The sequence below is a fragment of the Streptomyces sp. NPDC091972 genome, assembly GCF_044756385.1.
In the GTDB taxonomy this organism is placed as follows: domain Bacteria; phylum Actinomycetota; class Actinomycetes; order Streptomycetales; family Streptomycetaceae; genus Streptomyces.
In genome coordinates this window covers 423,377-437,846 of sequence record NZ_JBIVSV010000002.1, presented here as the reverse complement: position 1 = coordinate 437,846, position 14,470 = coordinate 423,377, and the positions used below count along the sequence as shown (strand labels likewise).

General features: G+C 72.2%; 14 protein-coding genes. 5 read left to right on the top strand and 9 right to left on the bottom strand.

Going from position 1 to position 14,470, the window contains the following annotated elements; all coding sequences use genetic code 11:
* Window positions 1-6: 6 nt before the first annotated feature.
* From ACIQJT_RS07240 to ACIQJT_RS07220, 5 genes are all read right to left on the bottom strand, one after another.
* On the bottom strand, window positions 7-900 hold the full coding sequence (locus ACIQJT_RS07240) for a carbohydrate ABC transporter permease (RefSeq protein ID WP_402640635.1): 894 nt from the start codon (window positions 898-900) through the stop codon (window positions 7-9).
* 2 nt (window positions 901-902) lie between these two features.
* Complete coding sequence (locus ACIQJT_RS07235; RefSeq protein WP_365450182.1) at window positions 903-1,847, bottom strand: sugar ABC transporter permease; 945 nt, start codon at window positions 1,845-1,847, stop codon at window positions 903-905.
* Window positions 1,847-3,190, bottom strand: a complete 1,344-nt coding sequence (locus tag ACIQJT_RS07230) for an ABC transporter substrate-binding protein (protein ID WP_402640632.1) — start codon at window positions 3,188-3,190, stop codon at window positions 1,847-1,849. The genes ACIQJT_RS07235 and ACIQJT_RS07230 overlap by 1 nt, the downstream gene beginning before the upstream one ends.
* Before the next feature lie 54 nt (window positions 3,191-3,244).
* A complete protein-coding gene (locus ACIQJT_RS07225) occupies window positions 3,245-4,438 on the bottom strand; it encodes an ROK family protein (protein WP_402640629.1) in 1,194 nt (397 codons plus the stop codon).
* 183 nt (window positions 4,439-4,621) lie between these two features.
* Entirely contained in the window at window positions 4,622-5,725 is a 1,104-nt protein-coding gene (locus ACIQJT_RS07220; RefSeq protein ID WP_402640627.1) for a mechanosensitive ion channel family protein, read from the bottom strand.
* Between the two features lie 282 nt (window positions 5,726-6,007).
* Here ACIQJT_RS07220 and ACIQJT_RS07215 point away from each other — a divergent pair, with 282 nt between their 5' ends.
* A complete protein-coding gene (locus ACIQJT_RS07215; protein WP_030609777.1) occupies window positions 6,008-6,544 on the top strand; it encodes an HNH endonuclease in 537 nt (178 codons plus the stop codon).
* Between the two features lie 90 nt (window positions 6,545-6,634).
* Here the strand turns inward: ACIQJT_RS07215 and ACIQJT_RS07210 are convergent, their stop codons facing one another.
* The 3 genes from ACIQJT_RS07210 to ACIQJT_RS07200 are packed head-to-tail and all read right to left on the bottom strand — an operon-like array spanning window position 6,635 to window position 9,215.
* Window positions 6,635-8,002, bottom strand: coding sequence for an ABC transporter permease (locus tag ACIQJT_RS07210; protein WP_402640625.1), 1,368 nt, complete (start codon window positions 8,000-8,002; stop codon window positions 6,635-6,637).
* Entirely contained in the window at window positions 7,999-8,685 is a 687-nt protein-coding gene (locus tag ACIQJT_RS07205; RefSeq protein ID WP_402640622.1) for an ABC transporter ATP-binding protein, read from the bottom strand. Before ACIQJT_RS07205 ends, ACIQJT_RS07210 begins: the two co-directional genes overlap by 4 nt.
* Window positions 8,682-9,215, bottom strand: a complete 534-nt coding sequence (locus tag ACIQJT_RS07200) for a PadR family transcriptional regulator (RefSeq protein WP_402640619.1) — start codon at window positions 9,213-9,215, stop codon at window positions 8,682-8,684. Before ACIQJT_RS07200 ends, ACIQJT_RS07205 begins: the two co-directional genes overlap by 4 nt.
* A 211-nt stretch (window positions 9,216-9,426) precedes the next feature.
* Between ACIQJT_RS07200 and ACIQJT_RS07195 the strand changes: the two genes are divergently transcribed.
* The 3 genes from ACIQJT_RS07195 (at window position 9,427) to ACIQJT_RS07185 (ending at window position 12,134) form a co-directional block, all read left to right on the top strand.
* Complete coding sequence (locus ACIQJT_RS07195; protein ID WP_365450199.1) at window positions 9,427-9,639, top strand: hypothetical protein; 213 nt, start codon at window positions 9,427-9,429, stop codon at window positions 9,637-9,639.
* Entirely contained in the window at window positions 9,640-11,694 is a 2,055-nt protein-coding gene (malQ, locus tag ACIQJT_RS07190) for a 4-alpha-glucanotransferase (RefSeq protein WP_402640616.1), read from the top strand.
* 143 nt (window positions 11,695-11,837) lie between these two features.
* Window positions 11,838-12,134, top strand: coding sequence for a hypothetical protein (locus ACIQJT_RS07185; RefSeq protein ID WP_402640613.1), 297 nt, complete (start codon window positions 11,838-11,840; stop codon window positions 12,132-12,134).
* 127 nt (window positions 12,135-12,261) lie between these two features.
* Here the strand turns inward: ACIQJT_RS07185 and ACIQJT_RS07180 are convergent, their stop codons facing one another.
* Entirely contained in the window at window positions 12,262-12,828 is a 567-nt protein-coding gene (locus tag ACIQJT_RS07180; protein WP_402640610.1) for a TetR family transcriptional regulator, read from the bottom strand.
* A gap of 113 nt (window positions 12,829-12,941) precedes the next feature.
* On the opposite strand from ACIQJT_RS07180, the gene ACIQJT_RS07175 reads away from it, so the two are divergent.
* Window positions 12,942-14,399 (top strand): FAD-dependent monooxygenase, encoded by a 1,458-nt coding sequence (locus tag ACIQJT_RS07175; protein ID WP_402640607.1) that lies wholly within the window; start codon window positions 12,942-12,944, stop codon window positions 14,397-14,399.
* Window positions 14,400-14,470: the final 71 nt, after the last annotated feature.

Here is a 14,470-nt window from a genome sequence, read left to right as displayed (position 1 = left end):
TGGGGTTCAACCCTTCACTCCGGTCAGGGTGACGCCCTCGACGAACGCCTTCTGCGCGAAGAAGAACACGAGGATCACGGGGGCCATGACCAGCACGGTGGCGGCCATGGTGAGGTTCCAGTCGGTGTGGTGCATGCCCTTGAAGGACTCCAGGCCGTAGCTCAGTGTCCAGGCGTTCTGGTTCTCCGAGGCGTAGATCTGCGGGCCGAAGTAGTCGTTCCAGGCGTAGAAGAACTGGAAGAGCGCGACGGCCGCGATGCCGGGCCTGGCCATCGGGACGACCACCCTGAGCAGGGTGCGCAGGTCACCGCAGCCGTCGACCTTCGCCGCGTCCACGTACTCGTTGGGGATCGTCATCAGGAACTGCCGGAGCAGGAAGATCGAGAAGGCGTCCCCGAACGCCATCGGGATGATCAGCGGCCACAGCGTGCCGGACAGTCCGAGCTGCTTCGCCCAGAACAGGTACATCGGGATGATGACGACCTGCGGCGGCAGCATCATCATCGAGATCACCAGCATCAGGGAGAGACTGCGGCCCCGGAAGCGGAACTTGGCGAGCGCGTACGCCACCGGGACCGACGACACGACCGTGAGGACTGTTCCCAGTCCCGCGTAGACGAGCGTGTTGCGCCACCAGGTCAGGAAGCCCGGGGTGTCGAGGACCCGCTTGTAGTTGCCCCATTCCCAGGTGTGCGGGATCAGGTCGCGGCTGAGGGCCTGGCTGTCGCTCATCAGCGAGGTCAGGAACACGAACACGAAGGGCAGGGTGAAGAAGAGCGCGGCGGCGATGCCGAGGGAGTGGACCGCCACCCACTCCAGGAGGGCCCGGCGGCGGGCGGTGCGTTCGGCGGGCGAGGCCGGGGTCTTCAGCTCCGCCGGCCGTTCCAGTACCTGGGTCATGGTCAGTCACCTGCCTGGATGAGACCGCCCCGGCGCCGCATCAGGAACGCGGTGAACACCATCGACAGGGCGAAGAGGACGAGGGCGACGACACACGCGGAGCCGTAGTCGAAGCGCTGGAAGCCGAGGTTGTAGACGAGCTGGGGGAGGGTCAGCGTGGACTTCTCCGGATAGCCGGGCTCGAACTGCGTGCCCGCCCCCTGGATCACCCCGGAGGCGACCTTCCCGGCGATCAGCGGCTGCGTGTAGTACTGCATGGTCTGGATCACGCCGGTGACGACCGCGAACATCACGATGGGCGAGATGTTGGGGAGGGTGACGAACCGGAACCGCTGCCAGGCGGACGCCCCGTCCAGCTCGGCCGCCTCGTACTGCTCCTTCGGCACGTCGAGCAGCGCGGCCATGAAGATGACCATGAGGTCGCCGATGCCCCACAGGGCGAGCAGGGTGAGGGCCGGCTTCGACCAGGCGGGGTCGTTGAACCAGCCCGGCGCCGGGACGCCGGCCTTCTCCAGGATCGAGTTGACCGGTCCCGTACCGGGGTTGAGCAGGAACGCGAAGGCCATGGTGGCGGCGACCGGCGGAGCCAGGTACGGCAGGTAGAAGAGCGTCCGGAAGACGCCCGTCCCCGTCTTGATCTTCGTGATCAGCATGCCGACGCCGAGTCCGAAGACGACCCGCAGGGACACCATCACCACGACCAGCCACAGGGTGTTGCGCAGGGCGGGCCAGAAGAGCGGGTAGTGCTCGAAGACGTAGGTCCAGTTCTTCGTCCCGCTCCAGACCGGCGGCCTGAAGCCGTCGTAGTGCATGAACGAGAAGTAGACGGTGGAGATCAGCGGATAGGCGAAGAAGACCGAGAAGCCGATCAGCCAGGGGGACATGAAGGCGAGGGTCCGCAGCGCCGACCGGCGGCGCTTCGAGGCGAGCGTGATCGTCGCGGCCATCACTTCGCCTGCGCGATGTCCGTGTCGATCTGCTTGGCCGCGTCGGCGAGGCCCTTCTTCAGGTCGGTGACCTTGCCGCTCTCGTAGGCGTAGCCGAGGTCCTGGACGGTGGTCAGGTAGACACCGCCGTTGATCGAGGAGGGGGCGGTCGTCGAGTTCGGGTTCGCGGCGATGTCGAGGAAGGTCTTGAAGCGCGGGTCGTACTTCAGCTTCGGGGACTTCAGGGCCGCGAGCGTCGAGGGCACGTTGTGGATGGCGTTGGAGAAGCCGACCACCGCGTCCGTGTCCGTGGTGATGTACTTCAGGAACGCCCAGGCCGCGTTCTGCCTGGTGCTGTTGGCCGCGATGCCGGCGATGGTGCCGGTGATGTAGCCCTTGCCGTACTGGTCGGCCTGGTCGTCGGGAACGGGCAGCGGGGCGACGCCGATGTCGAAGCCGGGCTTGGCGTCCAGGGCCATGCCGAGCCGCCACTCACCGTCGAGCTGCATGGCGACCTGGCCGGTCTGGAAGGGGTGCTTGGGGCCCCACTCGTCGCCGAGGCCCGCGCGGTACTTCTCCAGCTTCCGGTAGCCACCGAGCTCGTCGACGAGCTTCTTCTGGACGGTGAAGGCGGCGGTGACGGCCGGGTCGGTGGCGATCGTGGACTTGCCCGAGGTGTCGAAGTAGGTGGGCGAGAACTGGCCCAGGTAGTGCTCGGTCGTGGTCTCCCAGCCGTGGTAGTTCGGCATGAACCCGAGCTGCTTGTACGAGTCGCCCTGGGGGATCGTCAGCTTCTTGGCGTCCTTCTCGAACTCGGACCACGTCCTGGGCGGGCTGGTGATCCCGGCCTTCTCGAACGCGGTCTTGTTGTAGTAGAGCCCGTAGGCGTCGCCCAGCAGCGGCACGGCACAGCGGTCGCCGTCGAACTGCGTGTACTCGTTCATCGCGGCCGGGAAGGTCTTGGCCGGGTCGATCCGCGACTTCTCGAAGAACGGGTTCAGGTCGACCAGCGCGCCCGAGGAGCAGAACTTGCCCACGTTGTTCGTGGTGAACGACGAGATGACGTCCGGGGCCTTGCCGCCGCCCGTGCGCAGCGCCTGGTTGATCTTGTCATCGGTCATGTTGCCGACGACGTTGACGTGGATGTTGGGATGCGCCTTCTCGAACCCGGCGACCAGCGTCCGCACGGCCTTCACCTCGGAGTCCGCGCTCCAGGCGTGCCAGAAGTTGATGGTCGTCTCCTTCGACGCGTCGTCGTCGGCGCCGGAGGAGGACTGGCCGGTGCACGCGGTGGTGACGAGCACGGCGGACACGGTCAGGGCAAAGGCCGCTTTTCGGGCGGACGAGGGTATGGCTGAGCGCATGGCGGGGTCTCCCAGGGACGGGCGGTGAGATGCGGTGTGTGGGGGAGTGCGGGGTCAGCGCGAGGTGTCGAAGACCTCGTCGCGGGTGGCCGCGAGCGCGCTCTCCAGGGCGCCGCGCAGCACGGGGTGTTCTCGGACGGCGCCGACGACCAGCCGGGGCCGGGAGGCTGCCAGCTCCTCCAGCTCGGCCTGGACGAGGGCGCGCAGGGTGTCGCCGCCGGCGGTGAGCGAGGCACCGCTGAGGACGACGAGCTCGGGGTCGAGGACGGAGACGAGGGAGGCGAGACCGGTGGCCAGCCGGGTGGCGTAGGTCTCCAGGAGCAGCCGGCCCAGGTCGGTGTCCTCGGCGGCGGCCCGCTCGACGAGGGCGGCGGCGACCTCGGCGTACGGCCCCGAGGGGATGTCCGTCATGCCGAGCTCGCGGGCGAGCCGGGGGACGGCCTGGGAACCGGCGAGTTCCTGGTAGCCGCCGCTGTTGGCCTTGGTCACGTGGCGCACCAGGGGCGCTCCGGGAACCGGCAGGAAACCCACCTCTCCCGCGCCGCCGGTCCAGCCGCGGTGCAGCCGGCCGCCGAGGACCAGGGCGGCACCGAGACCGCCCTCGTTCCACAGCAGCACGAAGTCCTCGTGGCCGCGGGCCGCCCCGAGCCGCTGCTCGGCCACGGCGACGAGGTTGACGTCGTTCTCGTACTCGACCGGCATCGGCAGCGCGGCGGCGAGTTCGTCGAGGAGGGTCGGCGAGTGCCAGCCCGGCAGGTGGGAGGCGTAGCGCAGCCGGCCCGTGCCCGGGTCGAAGGCGCCCGGGGTGCCGATGACGAGCCGGTGTACGTCGCCGCGGGCCAGCCCCGCCGCCTTCACCGCGCCGTCGAGGGCATCGGTGACCTGCTGCACCACGGGCTGCGCGGGCCGGCGTCCCGGGGTCGGCAGTTCGTAGGAGCCGACCGTGCGGCCGGTGATGTCGGCGACGGCGGCGAGGACGCGTTCGGGGGTGACGTCGAGTCCTGCGGCGTACGCGGCGGTCGGGTTGACCTCGTAGAGCTGGGCGTTGGGGCCGGGCCTGCCCTCGCTGGTGCCGGTGGCGAGGACGAGTCCCGACGCCTCAAGGCGGGCCAGGAGCTGGGACGCGGTCGGCTTGGAGAGGCCGGTGAGCTTGCCGATCCGGGTGCGGGAGAGGGGGCCGTGCTCCAGCAGGAGGTCGAGTGCGGCACGGTCGTTCATGGCGCGCAGTGTGCGTGGTGTGCCTGCCATGGGTGCCCCTCTCCGTGACTGCCGGACGACTTTACTGTCCGGAAACTGTTAGGAAGGTTTCCTGTCTGATGCACACGGAACTTAGGTCTGGGCCACCTGTCCGTCAAGGGGGGAACGGCAAACCGCCCCCGCAGGAGACGGAGTCGTTACCTGCGGGGGCGCGGTTCGCGGGGGAGAGGCGTCCTACTTCGGGGCCGGGCGCTGGACCGGTGCCTGTACCAGCGGGGAGGCCGCCGCCGACTGCGGGGACTCGGAGTTGGCGAACACCGACGGGGCCGCGACCGCCGCGGTCGGGTCGGCGGCCTCCTCGTCGGCGGGGACGGCCGCACCGCCCACGATGCGGATGTCCGCCGCGTCGAAGGCGCGCTTGATCCGCCAGCGCAGCTCGCGCTCGACCGTGAGGGACTTGCCCGGCATCGTCTTGGCGGAGACCCGCACCACCATCGAGTCCAGCAGGACGCTGTCCAGGCCGAGAACCTCGATCGGGCTCCACAGGAGCTCGTTCCAGGGCTCCTCCTTGCTCATCTTCTCGGCGACCTCGCCCAGCACCCGCTTGACCTTGTCGAGGTCCTCGGAGGCCCGCACGGTCACGTCGACGCCGGCCGTCGCCCAGCCCTGGGAGAGGTTGCCGATGCGCTTGACCTCGCCGTTGCGGACGTACCAGATCTCGCCGCTGTCGCCGCGCAGCTTGGTCACCCGGAGGCCGACCTCGATGACCTCGCCGGAGGCCACGCCCGCGTCGATGGTGTCGCCTACGCCGTACTGGTCCTCCAGGATCATGAAGACACCGGAGAGGAAGTCCGTGACGAGATTGCGGGCGCCGAAACCGATCGCCACGCCGGCGACACCGGCCGAGGCGAGCAGCGGGGCGAGGTTGATCTCGAAGGCGCCCAGGACCATCAGGGCGGCGGTGCCCATGATGATGAAGCTCGCCACCGAGCGCAGCACCGACCCTATGGCCTGCGAGCGCTGGCGACGGCGCTCGTTGTTGACGAGCAGACCGCCGATCGCCGTGCCGTCGACTGCCAGCGCGGTGCGGTTCATCCGGTCGATGAGCTTGGTGATGGCCCGCCGCACGACCATTCTCAGCACGGCGGCGATCACCAGGATCAGCAGGACCCGCAGACCGATCGCCAGCCAGGTCGACCAGTTCTGCTCGACCCAGCTCGCGGCGTTCGTCGCGCTCTCCTGGGCGTCCTGGAGACTCGGCACGGCCGGCGTCGAGGTGTCCGAGGGGGACGGCGACGGCGACGGACTCGCGGCCAGTAGGACGGCGGACAAGGACACGGCAGGTACCTCCAGGTGCTGCGTCCGCCTTCCGGTGCGGCGGTCAAGGTCACGAAAAGGTCACCGGAAAGGCAGGCTCACCACACTAACGGTGCATCGTGTGTGGATCGTTGCAATGTTCGGGGGAGAGACGGCTCTCACCTGGGGATGAAGAAAGGTGTGGTCGAAAACACTCCCAGCCCGTTACCGGGACATGGTGGCGTTTCTCCCGGCCGAGAGGGGAGACTGACTGCAGTTCGTCCCGGCGCGAGCCACGCGCCGCCGACGCCCAAGGAGGCATCCGTGCCGCATGTCCTGGTACTCAACGCGTCGTACGAGCCCCTCGGCGTCGTACCGCTCCGCCGCGCGCTCGTCCTCGTCCTGGAGAACAAGGCCGTCTCCCTAGAGGAATCCGGCGCCTTCATGCACAGCGCGACCGTCACAGTCCCCGCACCCAGCGTGGTCCGGCTCAAGCGATTCGTCCGGGTTCCCTACCGTGGGCCCGTTCCTCTCACCCGCAGGGCGCTCTTCGCCCGCGACGGGGGCCGGTGCATGTACTGCGGTGGCGTCGCAACCAGCGTCGACCACGTCATCCCGCGCAGCCGCGGGGGCAAGCACGTCTGGGACAACGTGGTGGCGTCCTGCCGGCGCTGCAACCACGTGAAGGCCGACCGGCACCTGTTCGAGATCGGCTGGCGGCTGCGCCACAAACCCGCTCCACCCTCCGGCCTGGCCTGGCGCATCATCGGCACCGGCCACAGGGACCCGCGCTGGCTGCCGTACCTGCAACCGTACGGCGCCGAGGACGCCATGGCCCGGATCGACGGCATCTCAGCCTGACGACGATCCGGGCCTTCGTGTTGCCGCACGCGGCGGCTCGGAACCGGCCCCGGAGGTCCCCTGTGCCTCCGGGGCCGGACCGTCGGCGGGTCAGGCGTGCCTGAGCTCGGCGGGGCGGACCGAGCGGCGCAGCAGCGGCAGTGAGGTGGCCGCGGCCAGCAGACAGGCCGCGTACACCGCGACCGGGACCAGGAGAGCGGCGTACGGCACCCCCGTGTCCGCGTGGTGCGTGGTCAGCGAGGCGTACCCCAGCCCGATCGCCGTACCGCCCGCGCCCGCCACCACGACCGCGGGGGCCAGCGGCAGCGCGGTCTCCAGGAGCAGCGCCCCGGCCAGCACCCGGTACGGCACCCCCACGGCGACCTGGACGGCCAGGCCCCGGCGCCGGGTGGCGAGGGACTCCAGGGTGCCCACGGCCAGTCCCGTCACGGTCAGGGCGAGGGCGACCAGGATCGCGGCGGCCGTCAGGTCGACGCCGGTCGTGTAGTAGGCGATGTCCGTCGCCACGGTCCCCTCGGCGCGCCGGGTGTGCAGGGTCTCCAGCAGCACCTGGCGCACGCCCACGAACCCGGCCCCGACGACCGTCACCAGCAGCACCGCGGCGTGTGTGCGGGCCGCCGCCCACGGGTCGTCCCGCAGCCGTTCCGCCGCGATCAGCACCGCCGGGCTCTGGGCGCGGGCGGCGAGCGGCCGGCCCAGTCCCCGGGCCGCCGTACCGGTCAGCGCCACCGTCGCGGCCCCGACGAGCAGTACGACGACGAACAGCGCGGGCGGCCCGAGGGCCACCCTGACCGGGCCGCCGAGGAACGACGAAACACCGACGAACAGCGCCGTGACCGCGAGCAGCCCGATCACCGCCCGCAGGACCCGCCCCGGCCCCCACACGGGCCGCACCCGCCGTACCCAGCCCAGCGGCGAGGCCACCACCCGCCGCAGCGAGAGCATGCTCACGGCCGCGCCCAGCACCGGCACCGCCACGAGGGGCAGGACGGCACCGGCCCAGGCGAGGGCGGGCGGCCGCTCCCACAGGTGCAGCATCAGCGGTACCCACACGGCCGTGGCCGCCACCGAGCCCGCCAGACAGGCCGGCCCCGACTCCAGGGCAGCGATCCGCCGCACCTGCCACGGCCCGGCACCCGCCAGCCGCAGCGCGGCCAGCCGCCGGTCCCGGTGCACCGCGCCGATCCGCGCGCACTGCCCGAGGAAGCCGAGCACCGGGATCAGCAGCAGCGCCGTCAGGACGCCGACGTTGCGCCGGTCGCCCGCCGAGTTCAGCAGTCCCGCCCCGAAGGACACGGAGTAGTACCCGTCCAGCGAGTTCAGCGCGACGACCGCCGCGCCGATGCCCGTCGCGAGCGCCGCCCCGAGGGCCGTGAGCCCGATCCGCCACCACTCCCGCCGGTCGGACCCCCGGGTGAGCAGCCAGGCCGTCCGCAGATCGCCGCGCAGCGTCCTCACGCCGTCACCCCCACCGGGACCACGGCCCCGTCGGCCATCCGCACCTCGCGGTCCGCGTACGCCGCCACCTGGGCGTCGTGGGTGATCAGCAGGACCGCCGTGCCGGTCTCGCGGACCGTGTGGACGAGCGCCGTCATGACCTGCTCGCTCGCCAGCGAGTCCAGCGCGCCGGTCGGCTCGTCCGCGAAGACGACCTTGGGGCCGGTGACCAGGGCCCGGGCCAGCGCGGTCCGCTGGGCCTGCCCGCCGCTCAGCTCGCCGGGCCGCAGTCCGGCCTGGCCGCGCACCCCGAACCGCTCCAGCCAGGCACCGGCGCGCACATGGGCGTCGGCGCGGGAGAGGCCCGCGAGCAGCAGCGGCAGCGCCACGTTGTCGAGGACCGTCAGCTCGGGGGCGAGCTGCCCGAACTGGAAGACCACGCCGAACTCCGTACGGCGCAGCTCGCTCAGCCTCCTCTCGGGCAGGCCGGCGAGGCGCTCACCGCCGTAGGACACCGAACCGGCGTCCGGCGCGACGATCCCGGCCAGGCAGTGCAGCAGCGTCGACTTCCCGCTGCCGCTGGCGCCGGTGACGGCGAGGATCTCGCCGGCGTCCAGGTGGACCGAGGCGCCGCGCAGGGCCTCGGACCTGCCGTACGTCTTCACGAGGTCGCGGGCCGCGAGCAGCGGCTCTGGGTTGCTCATGCTGAGTCGACCTCCGCGGTCAAAGGGGTGAGCCGGGCCGCCGTGGTGGACATCCAGCGGAGGTCGGCGTCGAGGTGGTTGAGGGCGTAGTCCGCCGAGAGCACGGTCGCGAGGTCGGCCCCTTCGGCGGTCTTGACCGCCGTGAGCTCCCGCATCCGGGCCATGTGGGCGGCGCGCTGGGCCCGGAGATAGGCGGCCGGGTCGCCGCCGGACAGGATCGAGACGACGACCTTGGCGAAGATCTCGTTGGTCACGAAGGGTGCGGGCGGGGCGACCTGCCCGGCCCACTCGGCCAGTTCGCGCGACCCCGCCTCGGTAGAGCGGTACCTGGTGCGCTCCGGGCCGCCGTCGGAGTCGGTGCCGTCGACCTCGGCGAGGCCGTCCCGGACCAGGCGCTGGAGAGTCGTGTAGACCTGCCCGTAGGCCAGCGGGCGGGCCTCGGGGAAACGCTCGTCGTGGCGTCGCTTGAGGTCGTAGCCATGGCTCGGCCCTCCGGCGAGCAGCCCCAGCAGGATGTGGCGGGTGCTCATGGCGATCAGTATGCACCACGTACATGTACTGAGTGAATAGTGATCAGTGGGGCAGTGCCGTGCGGGGCGCCCGGCGGACAACCGGTGGACGGGAGCGGCGGCGACACGGAACATGACGAAAAGCACGTTCTCCCCCTCGGCACGTCTGGCGTCGCGTCCTGTGGGTAGGGCTGCGGTGACCCCCGTCGTCGTACCCGACTAGGAGGCCCCCGTGGCCGCACCGGCACCCGTACTGCTCCCGGCCCTGTCCAAACCCGGGGCGCCCGCTGACCACTTCTGTGTCTTCAGCGCCGAGGGCGCCTGCACCGAGACTCCCCTCACCAGCGAACCGCCCCTGCCCGACGCCGAGCCCCTCACCAGCGAGCCGCCGCTCGCCGACGCCGCCCCCCTGACCAGCGAGTCCGACGCTTACCTGGAGCCGTAGATGGTGGCGCCCCCCGGTCCGGAGCTGTCCCGGCTCGCCGAGTCGTACGGCGTGGCCACCTCCTACCAGCCCTCCCCGGACCGCACGGTCGCCGCCTCCGCCACCGCCGTCACGCTGGCCCTGGCCGCCCTCGGCGTCGACGCGGGCGATCCGGCCGCCGCCCTCGCGGCCCGGGAGCGCGAGCTGCGCGCCCGCCTGCTGCCGCCGACGGTGGTGTGCTGGAGCGGCAGCCCGCCCGCCTTCCTCGCCGACCTGCCCGCGGGCACCCGGCTGCGCATCACCACCGAACAGGGCGAGACCCGCGCCGCCGCCGACCGACTCCCGCCCGGCGTGCACCGGTTGACCGCCACCGCGCCCGACGGCCGCACCGCCGACGCCCATCTGATCGTGGCCCCGCCCCGGCTGCCCGCACCGCCGAGGCGGTCCTACGGCCTCCTCGTCCAGCTCTACTCCCTGCTCTCGCACCGCTCCTGGGGCATGGGCGACCTCGGCGACCTCGCCGAACTGACCTCCTGGGCGGGCCGTGCCCTCGGCGCCGGCTTCGTCCAGGTCAACCCGCTGCACGCGGCGGTGCCCGGCGCCCCCACCGACCCGTCCCCCTACCGGCCGTCCTCGCGCCGCTTCCCCGACCCGGTGCACCTGCGGATCGAGGACATCCCCGAGTACGTCCACGTCGCCGACTCCGAGCGGCTGCGGACCCTGCGCGAGCGGGCCGAGCGGCTGCGGGCGTCCGTGCTGGACAAGGGCGCGCTGATCGACCGGGACGCGGTGTGGGAACTGAAGCGGGAGGCGCTCGAACTGGTCCGCGAGGTCCCGCTCGGACCCGGCCGCCGCGCCGCCTACGCCGACTACCTCGCCGAGGGCGGCCAGGCCCTGGAGGACCACGCGACCTGGTGCGCGCTGGCCGAGGCGCACGGCTCGGACTGGCGCGGCTGGCCGCCCGGCCTGCGCGACCCGCGCTCCGCCGAGACGGCCCGCGCCCGTCGTGAGCTGATGGACCGCGTCGACTTCCACTGCCGCCTCGCCTGGCTCACCGAGAGCCAGCTCGGCGCCGCGCAGCGCACCGCGCGCGAGGCGGGGATGCCGGTCGGCGTCGTCCACGACCTGGCGGTGGGCGTGCATCCCGAGGGCGCGGACGCGTGGGCCCAGCAGGCGTACTTCGCGGCCGGGATGTCCGTGGGCGCGCCCCCGGACGCCTTCAACGCCCGCGGCCAGGACTGGGGACTGCCGCCGTGGCGCCCGGACCGGCTCGCGGAGTCGGGCTACGCGCCCTACCGGCAACTGCTGCGGGCCCTGTTCCGGTACGCCGGCGCACTGCGCATCGACCACGTCATGGGCCTGTTCCGGCTGTGGTGGGTCCCGCAGGGACACCCGCCCACGGAGGGCACCTACGTCCGCTACGACGCCGAGGCGATGCTCGCCGTGCTCGTCCTGGAGGCCTCGCGCGCCGGGGCGGTGGTGATCGGCGAGGACCTCGGCACGGTCGAGCCCGGGGTGCGGGAGGCGCTGCGCGAGCGCGGAGTGCTGGGCACGTCGGTGCTGTGGTTCGAGCGGGACTGGGAGGGCGACGGGCGTCCGCTGCCGCCCGAGCGCTGGCGCGCCGACTGCCTGGCGACCGCGACCACGCACGACCTGCCGCCCACCGCCTCCCGCCTCACCGGGGAGCACGTCGAACTGCGGGACAGCCTCGGCCTGCTGACCCGGCCGCTGGAGGAGGAGCGCGCGGAGGCCGCGGCGGACACCGGGGAGTGGCTGGAGCTGCTGGCCCGGCTCGGCATGCTGCACGGCACGGGCGGCGGCGCCGACCCCTCCTCCGAGGAGGCGCAGATCCAGGCCGTCCACCGGTACCTGCTGAACACCCCGGCCCGCATGGTGGGGGTCTGGCTGCCGGACGCGGTGGGGGACCGCCGGCCGCAGAACCTTCCCGGGACCTGGGACCAGTACCCGAACTGGCGGTTGCCGATCGCGGACGGGGAGGGGCGGGTGGTGACCCTGGAGGACCTGGCGGGATCGGCCCGGCTGCACGCGCTGGTGGAGGTGCTGCGGGCGCCGTAGGGGCGCTGTGGGCATTTGCAGGGGTGCCGGGGCGCTGCGGGGGTGCTGGTGCGCGTCGGGGAGGCGGCCGCCCGCACGACCGGAGGCGCCTCATACGGCACCCCGGACGCGCGGCCCGAACCGCCGTTGGATACTTTGGCTCCGTGGACAAGAAGAACGCCCTGCGCGCCGGCGCCCTGGTGGCCGGTACGACGCTGATGATGCTGCTCATGTCGTCCCCCGCCTCCGCGCTGTCCCGCGACGACGGCGACGACCCCGGCACGGGCCTGAGCGTCATCGAGACGCTGGGTCTGTTCGTCGTGGCCCCGCTCGTGCTGTTCGCGGTCATCGCCGGTCTGGTGGTGGTCCTGGACAAGTCCAAGGAAGAGCACCGGGTGACCAGCCGCAACATCAGGACCAAGCCCGCCGAGGCCGAGGCGAAGGCCGGCTCCAAGGCCTGACCTCCGCTCCTCCCGGGCGCAGACCCCGCTTCTTCGGGGCGCTGCCCTTCCCTTCTCCGGGGCGTCGACCCCGCCGCACGTACGCCCGTCAGGCGCGCGTGGGCGAGGTCGGCGCCCTCGCGCGTTCTCAGGGGCTCGGCGCGGTGAGGTACCGCTGGAGGGTCGGGGCCAGCCAGGCCACGACCTCCTCGCGGGTCAGCGCGACGACCGGCGGGAACCGCAGCACGTACCGGGTGAGCCCGAGCCCGAGCAGCTGTGTCGCCATCAGCCCCGCCCGCACCGCGGCCTGCTCGGGGTCCGGGCACACCTGGCGGGCCACCGGCAGCAACTGGTCCCGGAAGATGCCCTGGGTGCGCTCGGCCCCGGCCGGGTTGGTCACACCGACCCGGAGCAGCGCGGTGAGCACCTCGTTCTGCTCCCACATGGTGAGGAAGTGCGACACCAGCACCCGGCCGACGTCGTGCCGGGGCAGCGCGGCGAGGTCCGGCAGCCTCAGGTCGACGGCCACGACCGCCGCGAACAGGCCCTCCTTGCTGCCGTAGTAGCGCATGACCATCGACGGGTCGATGCTCGCGTCCTTGGCGATGGCGCGGATGGTGGCGCGTTCGTACCCGTCGGCGGCGAAACGCTCGCGGGCCGCGGTGAGGATCGCGGTGCGGGTGGTGTCGGAGCGGCGACGGGGGGTCTCGTTCATGCCGACGATCGTAGGTCAACAGATGTTGGCCAACAAGTGTTGACGCCGGGAGGGGGTGCCGCTACCTTCGTCAACAGGCGTTGGCAAACAAGCGTTGGCAACAGGAGGCCACCATGAACGGCACCTCGGAGAACGGCACCCCCGTGATCGTCGTCGGTTCCGGTCCCACCGGCCTGCTCCTGGCCGGTGACCTGGCCGTCGCCGGCGTCCCCGTCACCGTCGTCGAGAAGCGCCCGCACCGGATCAGCAACCTCTCCCGCGCCTTCGTCCTGCACGCCCGCACCCTCGAACAGCTCGACGCCCGCGGTCTCGCCGACGGCCTGGAGGCGGTGGGACAGCGCCTGGACAGACTGCGCCTGTTCGGCAACCTCACCATCGGCCTGGACACCCTCCCCTCCCGCTTCCGTCACCTGCTGGTCCTGCCGCAGTACGAGGTCGAGAAGGCCCTGGAGCGGCGGGCCGTGGAGGCGGGCGTCGACTTCCGGTACGAGACCGAGGTGACGGCCCTGTCCCAGGACGGGAACGGCGTGACGGTGCGGGTCGAGGGACCGGGCGGGGTCATGGAGTCCCTGCGCGCCGAGTACGTCGTGGGGGCCGACGGCATGCGCAGTGCCGTGCGCTCCGCGATCGGGCTGCCCTTCCCCGGCCGCTCGGTGATCCGCTCGGTGGTCCTGGCGGACGTCCGCCTCGCCGAGCAGCCCGAGACCCTGCTCACCGTCAACGCCGTGGGAGACGCCTTCGCCTTCATCGCCCCCTTCGGCGACGGCTACCACCGGGTCATCGCCTGGAACCGCGCCCGTGATGTCCCCGACAGCGAGCCCCTCGGCCTCGACGAGATCAAGGAGGTCACCCGTCTCGCCCTGGGCCGCGACTTCGGGATGCACGACGCCCGCTGGATGTCCCGCTTCCACAGCGACGAACGCCAGGCCCCCGCCTACCGGGTGGGCCGGGTCTTCCTGGCCGGCGACGCCGCCCACGTCCACACCCCGGCCGGCGGCCAGGGCATGAACACCGGCCTCCAGGACGCGGCGAACCTGAGCTGGAAACTGGCCCAGGTGACGGGCGGCCACGCGGGCCCCGAGCTCCTGGACACCTACCAGTCCGAACGCCACCCCGTCGGCAGGTCCGTCCTCCGCAGCAGCGGCGGCATCGTCCGCCTCGCGATGGCCAGGCGCCCCTGGGAGCTGGCGCTGCGCACCGCCCTCACCGCCGTCCTCGACCACGTCGGCCCGGCCCGCCGCAGGATGCTCGGCCGGCTCACCGGGATCGGCTACACGTACCCCGCGCCGCGCTCGGCCCATCCCCTGACCGGCACCCGGGTCCCCGACGTGGCCTTCGCGGACGGCGGCCGCCTCCACGAGTCGCTGCGCGGCGGCCGCTTCGTCCTGATCACCCCCGGGTCCGAGGCCCACGACACCCGGGACACCCACAAGGACCGCCTCGCCGTGGAACGCTGGGCGAGCTCCCGCCGGACGACCGTTCTGGTACGCCCCGACGGGTACGTGGGGTGGGCGATGGAGGAGGCGACACCGCGGGACATCGAGACGGCGCTTGCAGTGCACGTGGGCTGACGGCAATCCGGTGCGCGGGTGTGGCGTCTTCGCCCCCGGGGCAGTGTTCGGAGGGGAGCGCGTCCGCCGTC